Origin of the sequence: Halorubrum trapanicum, from assembly GCF_002355655.1 — an archaeon.
Taxonomy (GTDB): Archaea; Halobacteriota; Halobacteria; order Halobacteriales; family Haloferacaceae; genus Halorubrum; species Halorubrum trapanicum_A.
The window spans coordinates 1537910-1557233 of record NZ_AP017569.1 but is presented as its reverse complement, the minus strand read 5'-3'; the positions used below and the strand labels follow the sequence as shown (position 1 = coordinate 1557233).

General features: G+C 69.2%; 19 protein-coding genes. 7 read left to right on the top strand and 12 right to left on the bottom strand.

Annotated elements, in window-relative coordinates:
• Nucleotides 1-34: 34 nt before the first annotated feature.
• Nucleotides 35-466: an HIT domain-containing protein gene (locus CPZ01_RS07520; RefSeq protein ID WP_096394156.1), complete on the bottom strand. Its 432-nt coding sequence runs from the start codon at nt 464-466 to the stop codon at nt 35-37.
• 129 nt (nt 467-595) lie between these two features.
• Between CPZ01_RS07520 and CPZ01_RS07515 the strand changes: the two genes are divergently transcribed.
• Genes CPZ01_RS07515 through CPZ01_RS07500 form a run of 4 tightly spaced genes read left to right on the top strand, consistent with a single transcriptional unit; the run spans nt 596 to nt 4143 of the window.
• Nucleotides 596-898: a DUF7091 family protein gene (locus CPZ01_RS07515; RefSeq protein ID WP_096394155.1), complete on the top strand. Its 303-nt coding sequence runs from the start codon at nt 596-598 to the stop codon at nt 896-898.
• A 55-nt stretch (nt 899-953) separates the two neighbouring features.
• Nucleotides 954-1313 (top strand): hypothetical protein, encoded by a 360-nt coding sequence (locus CPZ01_RS07510; protein WP_231899157.1) that lies wholly within the window; start codon nt 954-956, stop codon nt 1311-1313.
• A 50-nt stretch (nt 1314-1363) separates the two neighbouring features.
• The gene (locus tag CPZ01_RS07505) at nt 1364-3280 is read left to right on the top strand and encodes an ABC transporter substrate-binding protein (RefSeq protein ID WP_096394154.1); all 1917 of its coding nucleotides are present in this window, start codon (nt 1364-1366) and stop codon (nt 3278-3280) included.
• A complete protein-coding gene (locus CPZ01_RS07500) occupies nt 3277-4143 on the top strand; it encodes a phosphatase PAP2 family protein (RefSeq protein WP_096394153.1) in 867 nt (288 codons plus the stop codon). Before CPZ01_RS07505 ends, CPZ01_RS07500 begins: the two co-directional genes overlap by 4 nt.
• Before the next feature lie 24 nt (nt 4144-4167).
• On the opposite strand, the gene CPZ01_RS07495 is transcribed toward CPZ01_RS07500, so the two are convergent.
• Nucleotides 4168-4827 (bottom strand): DsbA family oxidoreductase, encoded by a 660-nt coding sequence (locus tag CPZ01_RS07495; protein WP_096394152.1) that lies wholly within the window; start codon nt 4825-4827, stop codon nt 4168-4170.
• Nucleotides 4828-4943: 116 nt separating this feature from the next.
• On the opposite strand from CPZ01_RS07495, the gene thiD reads away from it, so the two are divergent.
• Entirely contained in the window at nt 4944-5807 is an 864-nt protein-coding gene (gene thiD, locus CPZ01_RS07490; protein ID WP_096394151.1) for a bifunctional hydroxymethylpyrimidine kinase/phosphomethylpyrimidine kinase, read from the top strand.
• A 668-nt stretch (nt 5808-6475) separates the two neighbouring features.
• On the opposite strand, the gene CPZ01_RS07485 is transcribed toward thiD, so the two are convergent.
• The 9 genes from CPZ01_RS07485 to CPZ01_RS07450 form a co-directional block, all read right to left on the bottom strand.
• A complete protein-coding gene (locus tag CPZ01_RS07485) occupies nt 6476-7273 on the bottom strand; it encodes a ZIP family metal transporter (protein WP_096394150.1) in 798 nt (265 codons plus the stop codon).
• A gap of 66 nt (nt 7274-7339) precedes the next feature.
• Nucleotides 7340-7498, bottom strand: a complete 159-nt coding sequence (locus CPZ01_RS14985; protein ID WP_157745939.1) for a hypothetical protein — start codon at nt 7496-7498, stop codon at nt 7340-7342.
• Between the two features lie 2 nt (nt 7499-7500).
• Entirely contained in the window at nt 7501-8169 is a 669-nt protein-coding gene (locus CPZ01_RS07480) for a hypothetical protein (protein WP_096394149.1), read from the bottom strand.
• Entirely contained in the window at nt 8169-9353 is a 1185-nt protein-coding gene (locus CPZ01_RS07475; protein WP_096394148.1) for a signal peptidase I, read from the bottom strand. The genes CPZ01_RS07480 and CPZ01_RS07475 overlap by 1 nt, the downstream gene beginning before the upstream one ends.
• A complete protein-coding gene (locus tag CPZ01_RS07470; protein ID WP_096394147.1) occupies nt 9353-10774 on the bottom strand; it encodes a DUF7467 domain-containing protein in 1422 nt (473 codons plus the stop codon). Before CPZ01_RS07470 ends, CPZ01_RS07475 begins: the two co-directional genes overlap by 1 nt.
• Nucleotides 10771-11601 (bottom strand): hypothetical protein, encoded by an 831-nt coding sequence (locus tag CPZ01_RS07465; RefSeq protein ID WP_096394146.1) that lies wholly within the window; start codon nt 11599-11601, stop codon nt 10771-10773. The genes CPZ01_RS07470 and CPZ01_RS07465 overlap by 4 nt, the downstream gene beginning before the upstream one ends.
• Before the next feature lie 183 nt (nt 11602-11784).
• A complete protein-coding gene (locus CPZ01_RS07460; RefSeq protein ID WP_096394145.1) occupies nt 11785-13500 on the bottom strand; it encodes a SipW-dependent-type signal peptide-containing protein in 1716 nt (571 codons plus the stop codon).
• A 114-nt stretch (nt 13501-13614) separates the two neighbouring features.
• Nucleotides 13615-14943: a SipW-dependent-type signal peptide-containing protein gene (locus CPZ01_RS07455; RefSeq protein ID WP_096394144.1), complete on the bottom strand. Its 1329-nt coding sequence runs from the start codon at nt 14941-14943 to the stop codon at nt 13615-13617.
• 121 nt (nt 14944-15064) lie between these two features.
• Nucleotides 15065-16549: a vWA domain-containing protein gene (locus CPZ01_RS07450; RefSeq protein ID WP_096394143.1), complete on the bottom strand. Its 1485-nt coding sequence runs from the start codon at nt 16547-16549 to the stop codon at nt 15065-15067.
• A 394-nt stretch (nt 16550-16943) separates the two neighbouring features.
• Between CPZ01_RS07450 and CPZ01_RS07445 the strand changes: the two genes are divergently transcribed.
• Nucleotides 16944-17474, top strand: coding sequence for a DUF7344 domain-containing protein (locus CPZ01_RS07445; protein WP_096394142.1), 531 nt, complete (start codon nt 16944-16946; stop codon nt 17472-17474).
• Between the two features lie 66 nt (nt 17475-17540).
• On the opposite strand, the gene CPZ01_RS07440 is transcribed toward CPZ01_RS07445, so the two are convergent.
• A complete protein-coding gene (locus CPZ01_RS07440) occupies nt 17541-18437 on the bottom strand; it encodes a hypothetical protein (protein ID WP_096394141.1) in 897 nt (298 codons plus the stop codon).
• Nucleotides 18438-18745: 308 nt separating this feature from the next.
• Between CPZ01_RS07440 and CPZ01_RS07435 the strand changes: the two genes are divergently transcribed.
• Nucleotides 18746-19300, top strand: a complete 555-nt coding sequence (locus CPZ01_RS07435) for a DUF7344 domain-containing protein (protein WP_096394140.1) — start codon at nt 18746-18748, stop codon at nt 19298-19300.
• Nucleotides 19301-19324: the final 24 nt, after the last annotated feature.

Genomic DNA, 19324 nt, shown 5'->3' with positions numbered 1-19324 from the left:
GGTATCGCGTCGCGTCGCGTGGTCCGTCGCGTTCCTACCCCTCGATCGCGGCCGCGACCTCGTCCGCGACGGCGTCGAGCTCGTCGTCCGAGAGATCCGGTCGAGCGCCCGCCACCGCGTGGATCGGCGCGCCGCCGTCGCCCTCGAACCGCGGGACGACGTGGACGTGGACGTGCGGGACCTCCTGACCGGCCGCCTCGCCGTCGTTGACGCCGACGTTGGCGCCGTCGGCGTCGACCGCTGCCTCAATCCGCGGCGTGAGCGACGCGACCGCGTCGAACAGGTCGCTCGCGAGGTCGGCGTCGAGGTCGCCGACGTGTTGCGCGTGTTCCTTCGGGATTACGAGCGTGTGTCCGCGCGCGAGCGGGTTCGCGTCGAGGAACGCCAGCACGGAATCGGTTTCGTAGACGGTCCGAGCGGGGATGTCCCCGGCGACGATCGAACAGAAGATGCAGTCGTCGGACATGCCCGAGCGATCGCTCGGGCGTCTCATCAAGGTTTCCCGGGGTCGGCGTTTCCCGGGGTCGCGAGTGCCGGGCGGTCTGACGACGCGGACCGCCAACGGACCTATATCCGCCGCGCCGAAACGGGCGGTATGGACGACCGGCTCGAACGCGTCATCCGCCAGCAGCTCCGGAAGGCGGGCAAGCAGTTCGAGGAGGCCAGACGCGCCTACGCCGAGGGGCGCGACGACCCCGAGGGCGACGCGGCCGCGGCGGCCCGGTTCGACCTCCCGACCGACGACGCCGGTGCGGCCCGCATCGTCTGTCGCCGCCACGCGGAGCGCCGGACCGTGCCGGTCGACGCCGAGGGGCGCCCCGCCTGCTTCGAGTCCGGTCACCCCGACTGCGAGGGCTGCGCCGAGGACGTCCGCGACGGCGTCGTCGAGACGTGGTGACCGCCGCAATCCGTGAGATATTTCGGCGGTAACGCGGCTGACAGGCCGAAAACGTTTGTGTTCCGGGGTTCTGCTGGACCGCACGAAGCGGATCGCGGTCGTCGTCGCCCTCCTCGCCGTCGTCGGGGGCGGCCTCGTCCTCTCCGGCTTCTCCGTCGATATCGCCGAGGAGCCGACGGTCGACGAGGTGACGGACGACCGCCTCATCGAGGTCGACGGGAACTACCGGCTCTGGCCGTACACGAGCCGAACGAGGGGTGTCGAGGGTCGAACCCTCGCGATCAACGTCGTGTTCCACGCCGACGCGGCGGCGACCCGGACCGCCATCGAGGGCGACCCGAGCACCGACTGGGAGGAGACCCCTCCGGACGAGGCCGCGTCGATCGCCGGCGACGACGACCTCTCGGTGCGGTGACGGCACAGAAGAGATATATCCGGTGACGGAAAACAGGGAAAAACGAACGGATGACGCGACCCATCAGTCGACGAGCGGCGCTCGCAGGGTTCGGCCTCGCGGCCGCCAGCGCCGGCTGTCTCGGTCGCACGGAGAACATCGCCGGGCGGGACCCGCACTCGCAGCTGACCCTGGAGATCAACGCCACGCCGGCCGACGGCGACCCGAACGGGATCCGGATCGCGAGACAGCTCGAAGAGCACCTGACCGCCGTCGGCATCGACGTCCGGCTCAACACCGTCGGACAGACCGACCTCTGGCGGAAGGTGCTCATAAACCAGAACTTCGACATCTACGTCGGCCAGTTCGTGGAGACGGACCCGTTCGACTCGGACGCGCTGTACGGGCTGACGCACTCGAAGTTCGTCGCGGAGCCGGGGTGGCAGAACCCCTTCGGACTCACGGAGATCGCGGTCGACGACCTGCTGGAGCGACAGCGCCGCGCGACCGGGAGCGACCGATCGGACGCCGTCGAGGCGCTTCAGGAGACGGTGTGCGACCTCCAGCCGTTCTCCGTCGTCGCGTTCCCCGACGCGCTCACCGCCGTCCGGGGCGACCGGTTCGAGGGGTGGACGGCCGACCGCCAGCCGGTGTCGGTCACCGGGCTCCTCGGCCTTGACGGCGCCCCCGACGCCGACGCGTCGGGAGACGGATGGTCGGACGGGGGCAACGCGACGGCGGACGGCGGCAACACGACCTCGTCGGCGACGGCGGGCGGCGCGGACGCCGACGGCGAGGGGGGGACCGCCCTCCGGCTGGTGACGACCGACGACCGGATCACGGAGAACTGGAACCCGATCGCCGCGGAGTACCGGAAGCACGGCACGTTCACCGGGCTGCTGTACGACCCGCTCGTCCGCACCGACGGCGAGTCGACCGTCCCGTGGCTGGCGGCCGACTGGGAGCGCCCCGGCGCGAACACCGTCGACGTCGACGTCCGCGACGCTCGGTGGCACGACGGCGAACCCGTGACGGCGAGCGACGTCGCGTTCACCTATCGGTTCCTCCGGGACACCTCGCTGGGGAGCGTCGAGACGCCGGTGCCGACACCGCGGTTCCGCGGGCGGAGCTCCCTCGTCGAGGACGAGCGGGTCCTCGACGACGCGACGGTCCGGCTCACCGTGCCCGACGTCAACGAGACGGTCGTCACGCGGGCGCTCCAGGTGCCGATCCTCCCGGAACACGTCTGGTCGGAGCGGACCGAGGCGGCGACGATCGCCGGCTTCGAGTTCGACTTCGAGACGACGGAGGCGGTCGTCACGAACAACCCCGACCCGGTCGGGAGCGGCCCGCTGCGGTTCGTCGAGGCGACCGCCGGCGAGTCGGTCGTCTTCGAGCGCAACCCCGACCACTTCCTCGTCCGTCCGGCGCCCGACGCCGACTCGGAGACCTCGGGGGAGACGACTGACCCGCGAGCGGGAATCCCGCCGCGGTACCACGGGAAGCCGGCGTTCGACCGGCTCCGAGTTGAGGTGTCCCCGTCGGATATCTCGGCCGTGGAGGCTGTCGCCGAGGGGCTCGCGGACGCGACCGTCTCGAACCTCGGCCCCGAGTCCGTCCCCCGGATCGGCCGCTCGGACGACACCCGGCTCGTGAGCGGTCGGTCGGCGGCGTTCTACCACGTCGGGTACAACGTGCGGGAGAGCCCGCTGTCGAACCCCCGGTTCCGGGCGGTTATCGCGCGGCTGATCGACAAGTCCGCGGTCGTCGACGAGACGTTCGACGGGTACGCGCAGGCGGCGGCCTCGCCGCTCGCGGCGTCGCCGGACGCGGTCCCCGACTCGCTGGCGTGGGACGACGGAACTGACCCCGTTCACCCGTTCTTCGACGACGCGGGGTCGCTCGACGTCGAGGCGGCCCGCGCGGCGCTCCGAGAGATCGGGTATCGATTCGACGAGGACGGCCGGCTGCTCTCGCGGGGGCAATGACGCCGCTTCTGTCCGTCCTCACGTCGGTCGTGGCGTGGGTCGGGGCGATGCTGGCCGTCGCGAGCGTCGTGGTAATCGGTCCGGCTCGACTTCGGGAGACGTGGGGCGGAGTTCGCGGGCGGATCTGGGACGCGCGTCGGGCCGTCGCGCTCGTCTGCGTGGTGCTTCTCGCCAGCGCGGTCGGCCGCCCGGCGCTGCTGGACGTCTCCAGGCTCTTCGGGATCCAAGCGACGGCGCTCATCTACGGGCTGGAGGGCGGCTTCGTCGCGTGGGTTCAGGCGACGTTCGCGTCGCCCCCGCTGACCGCCTACTTCTCGCGGGTGTACGTGTACGGGTACGCGTTCCTCCTCGCGTTCCCGGTGATCGCGTACCTCGCGTTACCCCGTACCACGCCGGTCAGGCGACTGCTCGTCGCGTACGCGCTCAACTACGGGGTCGGACTTGTCCTCTACACGCTGGTGTTCGCGCACGGCCCGCGGAACGTGATACCCGACATGGTGACGCCGCTGCTGTTCACCAACCAGCCGGACGTGATACTGCTCGCGAGCGAGGTGAACGAGGCCTCGAACGTCTTCCCGTCGCTGCACACCTCGCTTTCGGTCACCGTCGGGACGTTCGCGATTCTGACCCGCGAGGAGTACCCGCTGTGGACGCTGATCGCGGTCCCGCTCTCGCTGTCGGTCGTGATCGCGACCATGTACCTCGGAATCCACTGGCTCACCGACGTCGTCGCCGGCTTCGCGCTCGCGTTCGGCTGCGTCGCGCTCGCGCACCGATTCGTGGGCTCCCGCGCCGACGCCGCCGAATCGGGCGCCGCGGGGGACGGAAGACGTTCCGGCTCCGCTCCCGACGCGGACGGCTGATCGGCGCTCCCGAGTCCGTCGCGATCAGACGCCTTCGACGAGCCGTTCGAGCTGCTCCGGCGGGACCGCACCCCGCGCGGCGTGGCCCTCGTACGCGAACGTCGGGACGCCGGTGACGCCCTGCCGCCTCGCGGCGTCGAACATGTCGGTCACGCGCTCGCGGAGGTCGTCGTCGCCGAGCGCCTCGTCGACCACGGCTGCGTCGAGCCCGTCGACGTCGGCCGCGATGTCGGCGAGCACGTCGCGGTCGCCGATGTCGCGCCCCTCCAGCCAGAGCGCGTCGAAGACGGCCTCGTCGAACGCGAGCCACGCGTCCGGCGCGGTCTCGCGCACGCGGACCGAGACGACCTGCGCGGGCAGCGAGTCGACGTCGGTCGCGAGCTCGAGCTCCATCTCCTCCGCGCCGTACTCCTCCTGAAGCCGGCGGACGTTCTCGCGCGCCTGCTCGTAGTACTCCTCGTCTTTCCCGGTGTCGGCGTCGCCGTCGATCTCGCCGTCCGGCCCGCGCTGGCCCGCGCGGAGGTCGAACGGGTGCCAGTCGATGTCGAGCGGCTCCTCGCGCGTCTCCTGATAGCTCGCGAGGGACCGCCGCCCGAGGAAGCAGAACGGACAGACGTAGTCGGAGTAGACGGTGATCGCCTCGGCCTCGTCGGCGCCGGTCGCGGCGTCGGAGTCGGTTGCCATGATCCGGGGTACGGCCCCGAGCCGAAAAGGTCGTTCGGCGACGGCAGGCGGCGTTCGGGAGCGTCGAGGGTGAGTGAACCACCACCGATTAATATCATCAAGTTGTATCGCCGCGTATGCCCGAGTACGACCCGGTCGACTCGCCGGTCGCGCTGACGGTCGCCGGCAGCGACAGCGGCGGCGGGGCGGGGATTCAGGCGGACCTGACGGCGATGCGCGCGCACGGCGTCTTCGGCGCGTCGGTCGTGACGGCGACGACCGCACAGAACACCCGCGGCGTCGAGGACGTCCACCCGCTCCCGGCCGATCACGTCGCGAGCCAGTACGCGGCGGTCGCCGACGACTTCGACCTCGGCGCGGTCAAGACGGGGATGCTGGCGACCGCCGAGATCGTCGAGACGGTGACGGAGCTGGCGGGGGACGCCGACGCGCCCCTCGTCGTCGACCCCGTGATGGTCGCGGCGACCGGCGACCGGCTGCTCTCGCCCGCCGCCGAGGACGCCTACGAGGAGTTGGTCGCGGCCGCGACGCTCGTCACGCCGAACGCCGACGAGGCCGCGGTGTTGACCGACGAACCGGTCGAGACCCCGGCCGAGGCCGAGGCGGCCGGGCGGGAGCTCGTCGCGCTCGGCGCGGACGCGGCGCTGGTGAAAGGGGGGCACCTGACCGAGGGTGAATCGGTCGAGGAGGGCGTCGTCGTCGACACGCTCGTTCGCGCAGCAGGTGCGGGTGGGGGCGAAACCGCGAAGCGCGGCGAGCCGACCGTCGACCGCTTCGAGACGCCCCGGATCGACACCGACGCGACCCACGGCTCCGGCTGCGCGTTATCGAGCGCGATCGCGGCGCGGCTGGCGCGGGGAGAGTCGCTCCCCGAGGCGGTCGGCGCCGCGGTCGAGGAGATGACCGAGGCGGTCCGCCGCGGCTACGACGTTGGCGAGGGCTCGGGTGCGGTCAACCCGACCGTGTTGGGTGGCGAGTGAGCCGTCGAATCGGGTGGTTGTTTATAAATGGATGACAGCTGGTGAACGCCTCCAAAGCCCCAGTCGCTTATTTATAAACGGTTTCCGGAAGATCGGTGACGAACGCCTCCAAAGCCCCAGTCGCTTATTTATAAACGGTTTCCGGAAGATCGGCGACGAACACCTCCAAAGCCCCAGTCGCTTATTTATAAACGGTTTCCGGAAGATCGGTGACGAACGCCTCCAAAGCCCCAGTCGCTTATTTATAAACGGTTTCCGGAAGATCGGCGACGAACGCCTCCAAAGCCCCAGTCGCTTATTTATAAACGGTTTCCGGAAGATCGGCGACGAACGCCTCCAAAGCCCCAGCCGCGAGGACGGCGCACGCTCGCCGCGCTCCTCGTCGCTCGTTCCACTCGCTCCTGCGGTGCTCGCGTCGCCTGCGCCGTCCTCGCGACTGCCCCTTTGAGTCCCACCCCGCACCGCACAGCGACCGCACCTCACACCTCCCCAGCCTCGCGGCTCGCTCGGGGCTCCCTTCGGTCGCCCCCTCGCTCGCCGCGTCCCTCGCGCCTGCGACTCGCGCCCTACCGGGCGCTCGTCGGCACGCGCCACCGCACTGCGTTTTATAAACGATCGTCGCAGCCGGTCACTCTCGTTTAAAATACCTCGTCGTCGCCTTCGGTCGCTTATAAATACGCGAGCGGGATCATCAGCGCGACGCCGAGCGCGACGCCGCCGACGAGGACCCGCTTGCCGCCGTGCGGGAGGTCGGCGCCCGTTTCGAGCGCCTCGGGGACGAACTCGGTGAGGACGAGGTAGATCATCGCGCCCGCCGCGAAGCCGAAGCCGTACGGGAGGAACTCGCGGGCGTACCGCACGAACGCGAAGGCGACGACGGCGCCGATCGGCTGCGGGAGGCTGGAGAACACCGACCACCACACCATCTTCCACTTCGAGACGCCCATCGCCCGCAGCGGGATCGAGATGGCCGTCCCCTCGGGGACGTTGTGGATCGAGATGGCGACGGTCATGAACACGGCCAACAGCGGGACCGTGAAGCCGAACAGCGCGGTGCCGCCCGATACGCCGAGGTCCGCGAAGGAGACGCCGACCGCGATCCCCTCCGGGAAGCTGTGGACCGTCAGCACCCCGAGGATCAGGATCAGCTTCTTGAAGTCCGCCTCCGCGTACTCCCGGGGGTCGATCTCGGCGTCCATCAGCACGTCGTGCGCGAGAACGACGAGGGCGACCCCCGCGAGCATGCCGACCCCGATTTCGACCGGCGTTCCCTCCGCGAGCCCCTCTTGGACCAGTCCGAACAGCGACGCCGCGAGCATGATCCCCGACGCGAACCCCCACAGCGCCACGTTCCCGCGGTCGCTGATCGTCTCGAAGAAGAAGAACGGCAACGCGCCGATCCCCGTCGCAAGCGCCGTGATCAGGCCGGCGACGAAGACGAACGCGTAGGCGTCGAGCGCGACCATCTCTCGCGTGAGGCTTCGTCAGTTCGGTACATAATCCCGCCGACGATGCCCGGAATCCGGGAGGACTCACCCGAGACTGCGAACGAGACCGGCGAGGAGCACGAACAGAAACAGCGCGAGGAACAACAGCAGCACCCTGAGCTTCGTCACGAGCGAGGGCTGACGGGCCCACGCCTCGCCGCCGCATTCCGACGCGGACCCTCGCGGCCGGATCGGCGAGTTCATACTCACACCCCGGTCGGGACGAACGCGGCGGGCTCCGAGCCGCTCGGATCAGACGCGTCCCCGGCCGGCTTCGAGTCGTTCTCGGGAGGCGTCGTCTCGTCGTTGTCCGGAGTCGATTCGTCCTCCTCCGTCTCGTCGTCCGGCGCAGTTTCGTTTTCAGGCGGCGCGGGCTCGTTGTCCGGCGCGGGTTCGTCGTCGGATGCCGAGGCGTTCTCGGGCGGTGCGGGCCCGTTGTCCGGCTGCGTCGCGTTGTCAGGTGCGGGCTTGTTGTCCGGCGCAGTTTCGTTATCCGACGCGGTCGCGTTGTCCGGCGGCGCCGAGGCGCTCTCGGGAGCCGACACGGTCGCGTTGTCCGGCGTCGTCGCGTTGCCCGGTGTCGTCGCGTTGCCCGGCGTCGTCGTCGCGTTGCCCGACGGCGTCGTCGCGTTGCCCGGCGTCGTCGCGTTGCCCGGCGTCGTCGCGTTCGTTCCGCTCTCAACTGGGAGCGTCGCCATCCTGAAATCCCCCTCCGTCTCCTCGACGATCGGATCGAACTCCTCGACCGTTTCGAACGTGGTCGTCACGTTCGCGCTCGACGTGAGCACGGCCAGCGTGAGCCCGCCGCCGAAGGCGACTCCCCACACCAGCACCGCGACGGCGACGAGGCCGACGAGGCCGCGGTTCACGGCCATCAGTCCACCTCCCCGGCGCGGTCCGGCTGTGACGGTGGGGTCGTCGACGGCGACGAGGCCGGCGCCGTTGCCGACTGAACCCCCCCGGACCCGTCCGTCACCGCCGCCGAACCCGACGGTTCGACCGAATCGCTCGCTCGCTCGGCGTACTCCGGTCCGTGGTCGTCGCCCGCCGCGTCGGCCGCGATGTCGTCGCCCGCGGCGTGGTCGTCCGCTGCGCCGTCCGCGGCGTCATCGATTACCGCGTCGTCGCTCGCCGCGTCGTTGACCGTCGCCGGCTCCGCGCTCGGTCGGTTCCGGTCGAGGACGCCGCTGGCCGGAACCCACGCCGCGAGCGCGCCGAGCAGCAGCGTCGCCGCCGCCACCGCGACCGCGATAGTCGCAGCGGTGCGGAGTTCGAACGCCACGTAGGCGGCGTACGGCGCGAACGCCAGCAACACCGCCGCCGCGCCGCCGACCGCGTCGACGGAGATTCCCCCGGAACCGGTCGCGGCGGTCTCCGCGGAAGCAACGTCGTCTTCGGCGGTCTCCGCGGGTGCCGCGTCGGTCCCGTCGGACGCCACGGCGCCGGGCGCCGCGATCGCGTCCGGGCCGACGAATCCGTCGGCCGTCGCTTCCGGCGTGTCCGAGCCCGTGTCCGAGCCCGCGTCTGCGCCCGTGTGCGTCTCCTCGCGGCTGCGAACGATCGACCAGACCTCCGTGACCGCGAGCAGGCCGAACGGGAGCAACACCAGCGTGACGAACCCGGCCTGGGTGCCCGCGAACTGGATCACGTACCCGATGTACGGGATCGTCAGCGCGACCACGCCGACGAGGTTCCCGGCGGGGACGAGCCCCGGATCCGGCCCCTCGTTCGCGTCGCCCATCGTCTCGAAGGCGAGTGTCCCGCCCTCGTCGACGACGTCGATCACGCGGTGCGTCACCGGCACCTCGCTCGTGCCGCGCATGAACGTGATCACGTCGCCGTCAACGACCGTCGTCGGGTCGCGCTCGGCCACGATCACCACGTCGCCCGGCGCGATGGCGGGCGTCATGCTCGCCGTGAGCACGACGAAGCTCTCGTCGGCGCCGACGATTTCCGGCGCGGCGTACACCGCGAAGGGCGCGACGAGCGCGAGCAACAGGACGATCCCGAGTACGTTCGCCGCCTTCCTGATCCGTGGTGATGTGAGTGTGTGGTTCATCAGTTGTCCTCCGCGCCGCAGAGCCGCGCGCCCTTCGTGGTCGTGCCGCCGTCGATCTCGAACTCGTCTTCGGGTCCGAACCGCATTCCGACCGTGAGCGGCTCCGAGCAGCTCACGTGGATCGGGGTCGTCGCTCCGTCGTCGACCCGTATCTCGACCTCCGGGCCGAGCTTGTCGGGGCCTTTCCCCTTCCCTTGGTGTTCGACGTCGCTCCCGTCGAGAGTGAACACGTCGCCGTTGGCGACCGTCCCCGTGAACAGCGTCCCGCTGGTGCCGCCCTTCGTCGAGACGACGGTGATCGACGGCTCGTCGTCGCCGCGGTAGAGGACGTCGAGCGTCGCGAGCGAGGCGTTCTCGTCGTCACAGACGACGCAGTCGACCGTCTCGTCCTCGTCGGGGTCGTCGCCGTCGCCCGAATCGGAACAGACGAAGACGACGATGTTGCTGATCCCGTGTCGCTTGTCCTTGTCGGGCTTCAGTGGCGCGAACAGGATCTCGCCCGTCTCCGTGGAGACCGGGTCGATCTCGTAGGACTCGGTCCCTGGCCCGCCCTTGATCTCGACCTTACACATGTCCGGTCCGGGATCCCCGTCGGCGTCTTGGAGAGTGAACTCGACGCCGACCGTCTCGGCGTTGCCTCCCTCGTCTTTCGTCTCGACCGCGGTGATCGCGATCTCGTATTCACCGACGCCGTCGGGGAGTTCGATCAGCGAGAGCGCGTCCCCGACCGCGACCGGAGAGTCGCCGAATTCGGCCTTCCCGAACTCGACGCACGCGAGGCACTCGTTCCCCGACTCCTCACAGACCCGGTCGGCGAAGGGGTTCGACTCCGCCGCGTCGGTCTCGCTGACGTGGCGACACTGTTCGGCGTACAGCCGGAACCGCAGGTCGGTCGCCTCGTCCGCCGCCTCGTCGGGCGCGTCGGCGGGCAGCCGCCAGGCCACCTCGAGGGTCACGGGCTCCTCGGGGACGAGACAGTCCGCGTCGATCCGCTCGCCCGCGACGAGGTCGCGCTCGACGTCCGCGAGAGAGCGGTAGCCGTCGGTCAGCGACGGTCCGCCGAGGACGGAGATCTCGACTTCGAGAGCGCGCGCGAGCGCGCCGTCGTCCGGACAGTCGGTCGCGATCCAGACCCGGGCGGGGTTCGTTCGCACGTCGATTTCGAACTTCTTGTGGCCGGAGTCGCCCCGCCGTATCCCCGACACGTCGACCGCGAAGGTCCCGTCGGAGACCGCGTCGTTCACGATCAGTTCGACGGAGCCGGCGCCGAACGCGTTGTCAGCGAACGTCTCCCGGTCCGAGAGGTACGCGCCCGTGCCGATGCCGCTCGCCATCCCGACGGCGCCGACGCCGCCGATGCCGGCGAGCAGCCGCCGCCGACTCAGACCGCTCGGGCGCCGCGTCCCGTCTCCGGGGGTCATACGGACCCCTCGCCGGTGTCGGTCGAACCGCCGGCGTCGACCGAACTGCCGATGCCGGTCGAATCGGTCTCGTTCGCCTCGCCGTTCATGTCGAACGGGTTCCCCTCGGCGGCGCAGTCGTCCGCGGCGAACTCCACGTCGAAGTCGATCGCGCCGCCCTGTCCGGCGTTGCCGCCCTCCTCGTCGAACGCCCACGAGAATATCAGACAGCGCCGCTCGTCGGTCCGGAGACAGCCGTTCCCGAGGAGATCGGGGGTGAGCTCGACGCCCGTCGCGAGCGCGGAGCCGTCGAGCTCCGCGAGCGTGCCGTCGGCGATCCGCTCGCCGTAGCCCGCGAAGTCGCTCTCGGCGCCCGCGCAGCCGCCGATCCCGAGGATCCCCGTGTCGTACCGGACCTCGAGGCTGATACGCTCGGCGAGCGCCGCGCTCGCGGCGTCGGCGCCGTCGAGGTGGGGATCGATCCGCAGCCACACGCGGACCCCGTCCGGCGCGGTTTCAGCGGGGTCGTCGAGCCGGAGCCCGACGCTCGCGGTGCCGTAGTCGCCCGGCAGCGCGTTGTCGATGTCGACGAGCCGGATTCCGGCCGCCTCGACGTCGTCGAAGCTATCGGTCGGGCTCGAACCGACGACCGTCCCGTTCTCCGTGCGCCGCCACCCGACGAGCAGGTCCCACGGCGTGTCCGACTGGGCGTACGTGTAGTCCGAGTACTCGTCCCAGTTGTCCGTCCCCGTCCGCCGTCCGGAGGCGGCCCCGAGGGTCGCGAAGCCGACGGCTCCGGCGCCCGCGAGTGCCTCCCGCCGCGTGAGTCCCGATTCTTTCTGTGTCATTGTGTGTCGTCGCGGCTCCGAACGGCCGTTTCGTCGATGCGTCCCCGCCCCTCGATACCCCTCACCACGCCGACCGCGCCCGTATGTATGCGCGCCCTACCCGGCCGGTCCGGTGACCGTACCCGGCGGTACGGGCGCCGTACCCCCCCGCGGTCGTCCGATAGACTCGGTCGCTCCGATCGCTCAGGCCGTCTGGGACGGCCCCGCGCCGTCGTTGTGGCGCGCCTGCTCGGTGTAGAAGCCGAGGTCGAAGCCGAGCGTGTCGCCCTGGACCTCGTTGCCCACGTCGAACGGCAGTTCCCACGAGAGCGCGACGCAGTGCATCACGCCGTCGCCGCGGAACGGCTCGCGGTCCGGGTCGTTCGCCGGATCCGAGAGCTCGTCGTACGTCGTCGTCCGGATCGCGTCGAGCGGCACGCCGTTCCCGTCGGCGAGCGCCGTGAGGACGTTGCCGAGCGAGTCCTCCATGATCTTCTTCTCCTGTGCGGTCTGTGCCGCGAGGTTACCGAACACCGTCGGGATGTTGAACGGATCGCTGACGTCGTTGAAGAACGCCGGGTCACCACCCAGGCCGCCGGCCGCGCCGGCCATCGCCTGGAGCGTGCTCGCGCTGCCGTCGACGTTGATCGTGTACACGTTCGTCGCGGGGTTCGGCGACGCCGCGCGGGCGTCGGCCGCCGCGCCGGTCGGCGATGAGAACGACGTGCTGCCGTCCCCGTTGAACGACTCGCCGTCGGATAGGACGATGTTCCGGTACTCGACGCCGCTACGTCCGTTCGCGTCGAGCTCGGCCTGCGCGTCGTCGACGCCCTCGCCGATGTAGGTGCCCGTCGCGATACCGTTCGCGTTCGCGAACGGATCGGGGTCGCCGTCGCCGTCGCCCGGCGTCGAGGGGCTGGGACCGGTCACCACGTCCGCGAGCTTCTGCCGGAGATCCGTCAGCTGCGCGTCCACCACGGAGAGGTCGCTCGTCAGGCCTTGGAGGATCCCCGTCCGCGGCACGGAGTCGTCGCTCCCCTCGCCGTCGAAGTACGCCACACCGACCTGAACGTCCGACCCCTGTGACTGGAGGTAGCTGACGAACTGGCGGGTGCCGAGCTCGACGAGGTCGATCTTCGTCGTCTCGGTGTAGGTGGTCCCGCCGACCGTGATATCGTCCTCGCTGACGAGGCCGCCGTACTGCTCGTACAGCATCGAGCCCGAGAAGTCGAGCGTCAGCATGATGTCGACCGGCTCCGCGCCGTCGTACACGTTGTCGCAGTCCTCGTCGTACCAGAGCGTCGCCTGGATCGCGTCGCCGAGGTCGCCGAGGTTGTCCGGGTCGACGATCAGTTCGGGCTCGGTGGCAGTGCCGCCGTTGTCACTGACGTTGTCCGCCTGCATCCAGATGTAGCCGGGGTTGTCACAGAGGTGGAGCGAGAAGGTGATCTCGCCGGAGTCGCCGGGTTTTACGTCGGTGAACTGGACGAGCCTGTCCATCTCCTCACCAGTGACGGGGTCGTGCCTGAAGTTCGCCTCCGAGAGCGGTGGGATGTTCTCACAATTCAGGCCGGTGATGTTCGCCCCGTTGCTGTCCTCGTCGTCCTCGTCCGGGAAGTCGCTGTACTTAATGACTTCTTCCGTCTCGGGATCGAGGATCGACTGTTCGCCGTCGCCGTCGTGGTCGGGGTGCGCGTTGACGAACTGGTGGCCGTCGCCGAAGTCGTACGTCTGCTGCCAGTCGACGAGCAGGTCGAGCTGGCCGGCGGTTAGCTGGTTGCCCTCGAACGACTCGGTGTCGTTGAAGTACGCCGTGGTACCGAGGCCCGCCCCCGCGGAGGCGACGCCCACCGCGCCGAGGCCGGCCAGCACCGTTCGCCGCGACAGTCCGATCGTGTCGATGTCGTCGTTGTCTGTCATGAGTGTAATTCCCCGAAGGGAGTCCCACCGACGGGGTCGAACCGTCGTCCCGGCCGCCCGCGCGGGTCCGGGGTGGGAGGCGGTCACGCCGCTTCGAGCGGCGTCGTCAGCACATCAGTCGCTGAACTCGATCGCGTTCGCGCTGTTGTAGAAGTCCGGGCCCAGCGAGGGGTCCACGTTGACCTCCGCGATGGGTCCCTCGCCGCCGGTGCTGCCGTATCCGAGCAGCCGGAACGTCGAGCCGATCTCGCTATTCGGGATCCCGAACACGATCGTGTTCCCGACCTTCGCCGCCGAGAAGCCGGCCGGAAGCGGCTGAGCCGGACCGTAGCTGCCACTGTTGTTCTCCTTGTATCCGAACGGGGCGTCCGGGAACCCGGCGTTGGGCTGCCAGATGACCTGCCAGTCGTGCGTGCCGTCGTCGTCCGCGTCGACCGCCACGGGGAGATTCGTGCTGGAGTAGTCCGCCGTGTCGAGGAAGTCGACCCCGTCGCCGTCGTCGGCGAACGCGAAGCTCAGAACGGTCTGATTCTGGCCGAACGAGACGCTGGTGTAGACGTTCCCCTCGGTGGGGTTGCCGAGCGTCTGGCCCTTCCAGCTGTTGTCGTACGCCGTGACGACGGTCTCGTCGACGCAGGGGTTGTGCGCCCCGTCGTTGTGGCGAGCCTGGACCGCGTAGAACTCGAAGTCGAACATGACCGAGTCCGTCTGGATCTCGTTTTCGACGCTCGTCGGTACCTCCCAGGTGAAGCAGACGCACTGCTCGTCGACGTTCGGTTCTCCGTCGGTGAACGCCTCGGTGACGCCATCGAAGGTGGGGCGGTCCGCGAGCGGCGCGTTCGCGTCACCGTCGCTGGACAGCGGGACGCCGGCTTGGAGCGCGAGCATGACCTCCGCCAGCGAGCCGGAGACGATCTCGTCGCCGATTTCGTTGCCGCCGTCGCCGTCGTCGGTACAGTACGAGACGGTCACCTGCATCGCGTCGGCGAGTTCGCCCTCGTCGGGCGTGTCGTCGTCGTCCATCTCGGGTTCGGTCATTCCGTTCTCGTCGTTCGCGGTCAGCTCACCGCACATCCACATGTACGCGGGGTTGTCGACGATCGAGAAGCAGAACTCGCCCTCGCCGGAGTCGCCGGGCTTCAGGTCGGAGACCTGGATGCTGAGGGGCTCGCCCTCGATCTGCTGGCCCTCGATCCCGACGACGTTCCCGTCGACGTAGGTGCCGGGCTCCGTGGAGTACTGCGCGTAGCTGCCCTGGTCCTCGGAGTAGTCGACGTGGACGAACAGGTCGAGCGAGCCGGCCGTCAGCTCGTTGTTCACGAACGTCTCCGTGTCGTTGAAGTACGCCGTGGTGCCGAGGCCCGCGCCCGCCGAGGCCACGCCGACCGCACCGAGTCCGACCAGCATCTTGCGCCGCGATAGTCCGATTTTGTCGTCGTTCATTGTGTATCATCCCCGAAGGGAACTCCCGGCGGCGGTCGCGAACCGCCGCGTCGGCCGCCCGAAGGCGCCGAGCCGGGAACCGGACGTGTCTCGTCGTCCGGGGCCGCGTCGCTCCGAGGAGCTAGTTCTGACCGCTCATGTTGCCGGTGCCGTTGGGTGCGGGACCGGGGCTGGTGCTGTTCACGTCGGTCCCGTTGAACGCCACCTGGGGATTGTCGTTGTGCCGCGACTGCTCGGCGTAGACGGCGAGATCGAAGCTCACGGAGTCGGTCTGGATCTCGTTGCCGACCTCCGCCGGGAGCGTCCACTCGAAACCGATACACTGGGTGGTCGCGCCGGGGTACGGCTGCCGACCCTCCTCCTGGCGGTTGCCGTCGAGCGCCTCGCCGTCGGCCAGCTCCGCGAAGACCTCGCTCATCGTGCCCGAGAGGATCTTCTGTTCGCCCGCGAGGACGATCTGGGCGATCTCGGCGTAGACGGTGTCGAGGTCGGACGGGTCGGGCGCGACGAAAGCGTCGTCTGGCGAACTCGCGAGGCTCTGGAGCAGCGAGGTGTTCGCGCTCCCGAGTGCGATCGTGAAGATGCGGATGCCCGCGTTCTTCGCGGCGTCCGCCGCGGCGTTCGCGGCGCTGGCGCTGGAGTTCCCGTCGCTCAGCAGGATCATCACTTTCGAGGCGCCGGGGGTGGCGTTGCTCCCGTTGAGGAGCTCGTCCGCACCAACGTCGATACCTAGGTCGATGCTCGTGCCGCCACCGTCGCTGTAGGCGTTGATGGCGTCCTTGACGGCCTGGTAGTTCGTGGTCAGCTCTTGGTCGAGCGACGCGGAGCTGTTGAACGAGATCGCGGCGGCCTCGTCCGGGGCAGAGAGGTTGTCGACGAACCCGTTCGCGGCGGCCTGGAGGTCGTCGATCGAACCGCTCATCGAGCCGGAGACGTCGCTGACTAAGGCGACTTCCAGCTCCTGCTGCTGGCCCGTGCCCGTGGGCTCGTACACGTTGTCGCAGTCCTCGTCGTACCAGACGCAGACCTCGATTGCGTCGGCGAGATCGCCTTGCCCGGGCGTGTCGTCCTCGTCCGCCTCGGGCTCGGACTGCCCGTTCTCCGCCTGGGACAGCTCGCCCGCGAGGTAGAGGAACGCGGGGTTGTCACAGATGTGGATACTGATCGTGACCTCGCCGGAGTCGCCGGGCTTCACGTCGTCAAGCGTGAACACCGGGATCCCGTCACCGTTGACGAGGAACTCGTCCGCCTCGGGCGAACAGAAATCGAACTCCTCTCCCGTAACAAGGTCCTCCCACGCCTGCATGTCCGCGGGGCTGGGCGCCTGATCGAGCAGGTACCGCCCGTCGCCGAGCTCCTCGGCGTCCGGGTAGCCCATCGACTGGACGTCTTCGAGACGCCCGGGACCGCCGAGGTACGTCGACTTGTAGTCCAGCTTCAGGTCCAGCTCGCCCGCGGTGAGCGTGTTGCCCTCGAACGTCTCCGTGTCGTTGAAGTACGCCGTGGTGCCGAGTCCCGCGCCCGCGGAGGCCACGCCGACCGCGCCGAGGCCGGCCAGCACCTTGCGCCGCGAGAGTCCGATTTTGTCGTTTGTGTCTTGGCTCATGGTTTCTCCCCCGACTCGCCCCCCGTCCGCGATGGGCTGACCGAATCGGTTACTTCCTCCTCCGAGGGACACCCACCTAGTTACGCGTTCCCACGTCACCGTCGAACGGACGATTCCAGCCGGTAGAACGTCTCACGAAACCGGTCAACGGTCTCGTTCGACGGACGGTTCGGTGGTCCTACCGGAAGCGATCTCGCCCGCCGGCGTTCCGTACTGTCGCCCCCGAACCCGGTACGAGAACCGTACTCGACGTGTCGGATCCGACAAGCTGCTCGTACCCTCTTCCCTCGATCGGCCGCTTCCCCGGGTAGCGAGCGCATACATATACCTCCGTCCGACGCAGTGGACGACAGAACTCGGGTGCCGCCGAGCGCGGCCGCCCGGATCCCACTCCATGAAACTCCGCAACGACGTACTTCCGGCCGAACAGGTGTATACCATCCTCGCGAACGAGCGCCGACGGCGCGCCATCGAACAGCTCGGCGCCGTCGGCGGGACGGTCTCGGTCAACGAGCTGTCGACGCTCGTCGCGGGCCGCGAGACGGGCGAGACGCCCCCGCCGAAGCGCTGTCGCGAGAGCGTGTACACGTCGCTCGTCCAGACGCACCTGCCGAAGCTGGCGGACGCGGGCGTGATAGCGTACGACCGCGAGACGCAGACCATCGAGCTCTCTCGCCGCGCGCGCGACGTGCGGCTCTACACGGAGGTCCTCGCGCCCGGCGGCGCGACGTGGTCGGAACTCTACCGCGCGCTCGCCGTGGGCTCGCTGCTCGTCGTGCTCGCGGCGCTCCTCGACGTCCCGCTCGTGTCGGCCGTCGACCCGGTCCTCTGGACCAGCCTCGGTCTCGGCGCCTTCGCCGCCGCCAGCGCGGTCCAGCTGTGGGTCAACCGCTTCTCGGTGCTGCGGCAGCTTCGGCTCCGGTGACTGGGCTCGAAAAACTGACTCCCTCTCCGTCGTACTCCGCTCTCCTATCCGAACTGTCGGCCTCCCCTACTCGGCGGCGGCCGCGACCGACTCCGGCAGCCGCAGCTCGAACAGCCGCGCGTCGCAGCCGGCGCATCGTCCGGCGACCACGTCGTAGCTCGAACAGCAGGACTCGACGACGCGCTCTTCCAGCCCGACTTCGCCGGCGCAGCTCGGACACTCATCGACGAACAGCCTGAGCGCGCCGAGCACCGCGCTGCGGTCCGCGAGCGCCAGCGTCGTCCAGTCGTCGCGGGTCGCCGTCAGCACGCGGTCGGCCGCGACGTCCGCCCGGAACGCCGCGCGCGACTCCCAGTGGCCGATCTTCTCGTCGCCCGCGTACGCGAGCCCGACGCCCTCGTACCAGTCGATCGCCAGCTCGTCGGTGTCGATCCCGGTGAGCGTCGCGAGCGCCGCCACGTCGTCGCGGTCGCTTCGGTTCCCGTCGCTGCCAGCGTCCCTCGGCTCGCCCGTCGCCGCCGCCCGCCACGCCGACGCGAACTCGGGCGCGAACGCGAAGTCGTCGCCGGCGGGCGTCTCGACGAGGACGTCGGCGTCGAGCAGGTACGTCTCCGGATCGACCTCGCCCGACTGACGGGCGGCTGTCACCCTCGAACCGGGCGTTTTCCCGAACAGCGCGAGGACGCGCTCGGGGAGGTACCGCCTCGTGAGTTCGGGCGTACCCGGTACCAGGTAGCCGCGAAGCCAGATCGCTGCGAGCGCGGCGCCGAACCCGGCCGCGCCGAGGAGCGGCGCACCGACTGCGGCCACCGCGGTCGCCCCGACCGCCGCGATCCCGACGTTGACGATCGTACAGGGGAGACAGCGGTTCTCTCCGGTGTACTCGGGCTGTCGGAGTCGGTCGACGGCGACGCGCGCGGGTCGTCGGAGGCGATCGGTGATCGTGTTTCGTGACGCGTTCATACCGCTCGAACGGCGCCTATCCGCGTATGTATGCGCCGCCTACCGCCGCGTGCGCCCCCTACTGCTGCCGCGGATCAGCCACCGACGCCGCGGGTCTCATCCCGATCTGATTGTCATAGAAAAATAATTTTATTGACAAAATCTTTTCCCGATAGAATATCCATTTATAAATATCCATTATATGGGCTCCAAAATAGTTTTTGTGTCTTTTTCGACCCGAAATTTATTGCGACCGCCGCTACTGCTGTATTAATAGAAAGTGATATGTAATGTCAGGACAATGCGTTCTCAATTCAAATGGGTGAGTCATGACACCGCAACTCATTGGGTCGGACGAGCCCTCGCCCGCCGACGCGGAGAGTCCGTCGCGCGACGAGGTGTTCACGGCCCTGAGCAACCGACGACGTCGGAACGTGATCAAGTATCTGAAGGCTAACGGCACCGAGGCGCGCGTCCGCGACATCGCCGAGCAGCTGGCGGCGTGGGAGAACGACCTCGAGATCCCCGAAGTGACGTACAAGCAGCGCAAGCGAGTGTACACGGCGCTTCACCAGTCACACCTCCCGAAGCTGGCCGCCAGCGGCTTCATCGACTACGAGTCCGACCGGGGACTGGTCTCGCTCACCGAGGAGAGCCGGCAGCTGGAGGTGTACCTGGAGATCGTCTCGGACAACGAGATCCTCTGGGGCGAGTACTACGTCGGGCTCGCGGTCGTGTGCGGGCTGCTGGCGACGGCGGCGTGGGTCGGCACCGTCCCGTTCGGCGCGGTCTCGGGGTACGCGTACGCGACGCTTTTCGCGCTCGTGTTCGGCGTCTCCGGTCTGGTCCACCGAACGGTGACGCGCCGCAACCGGGTCGGGTAGTTCCGGCTCGGCCCGACACCCGCA

What these genes read in the sequence shown, in the direction of transcription:
- CPZ01_RS07520 (WP_096394156.1), bottom strand. Translation starts at nt 466, where the DNA reads ATGTCCGACGACTGCATCTTCTGTTCGATCGTCGCCGGGGACATCCCC.
- CPZ01_RS07515 (WP_096394155.1), top strand. Translation starts at nt 596, where the DNA reads ATGGACGACCGGCTCGAACGCGTCATCCGCCAGCAGCTCCGGAAGGCG.
- CPZ01_RS07505 (WP_096394154.1), top strand. Translation starts at nt 1,364, where the DNA reads ATGACGCGACCCATCAGTCGACGAGCGGCGCTCGCAGGGTTCGGCCTC.
- CPZ01_RS07500 (WP_096394153.1), top strand. Translation starts at nt 3,277, where the DNA reads ATGACGCCGCTTCTGTCCGTCCTCACGTCGGTCGTGGCGTGGGTCGGG.
- CPZ01_RS07495 (WP_096394152.1), bottom strand. Translation starts at nt 4,827, where the DNA reads ATGGCAACCGACTCCGACGCCGCGACCGGCGCCGACGAGGCCGAGGCG.
- thiD (WP_096394151.1), top strand. Translation starts at nt 4,944, where the DNA reads ATGCCCGAGTACGACCCGGTCGACTCGCCGGTCGCGCTGACGGTCGCC.
- CPZ01_RS07485 (WP_096394150.1), bottom strand. Translation starts at nt 7,273, where the DNA reads ATGGTCGCGCTCGACGCCTACGCGTTCGTCTTCGTCGCCGGCCTGATC.
- CPZ01_RS14985 (WP_157745939.1), bottom strand. Translation starts at nt 7,498, where the DNA reads ATGAACTCGCCGATCCGGCCGCGAGGGTCCGCGTCGGAATGCGGCGGC.
- CPZ01_RS07480 (WP_096394149.1), bottom strand. Translation starts at nt 8,169, where the DNA reads ATGGCCGTGAACCGCGGCCTCGTCGGCCTCGTCGCCGTCGCGGTGCTG.
- CPZ01_RS07475 (WP_096394148.1), bottom strand. Translation starts at nt 9,353, where the DNA reads ATGAACCACACACTCACATCACCACGGATCAGGAAGGCGGCGAACGTA.
- CPZ01_RS07470 (WP_096394147.1), bottom strand. Translation starts at nt 10,774, where the DNA reads ATGACCCCCGGAGACGGGACGCGGCGCCCGAGCGGTCTGAGTCGGCGG.
- CPZ01_RS07465 (WP_096394146.1), bottom strand. Translation starts at nt 11,601, where the DNA reads ATGACACAGAAAGAATCGGGACTCACGCGGCGGGAGGCACTCGCGGGC.
- CPZ01_RS07460 (WP_096394145.1), bottom strand. Translation starts at nt 13,500, where the DNA reads ATGACAGACAACGACGACATCGACACGATCGGACTGTCGCGGCGAACG.
- CPZ01_RS07455 (WP_096394144.1), bottom strand. Translation starts at nt 14,943, where the DNA reads ATGAACGACGACAAAATCGGACTATCGCGGCGCAAGATGCTGGTCGGA.
- CPZ01_RS07450 (WP_096394143.1), bottom strand. Translation starts at nt 16,549, where the DNA reads ATGAGCCAAGACACAAACGACAAAATCGGACTCTCGCGGCGCAAGGTG.
- CPZ01_RS07445 (WP_096394142.1), top strand. Translation starts at nt 16,944, where the DNA reads ATGAAACTCCGCAACGACGTACTTCCGGCCGAACAGGTGTATACCATC.
- CPZ01_RS07440 (WP_096394141.1), bottom strand. Translation starts at nt 18,437, where the DNA reads ATGAACGCGTCACGAAACACGATCACCGATCGCCTCCGACGACCCGCG.
- CPZ01_RS07435 (WP_096394140.1), top strand. Translation starts at nt 18,746, where the DNA reads ATGACACCGCAACTCATTGGGTCGGACGAGCCCTCGCCCGCCGACGCG.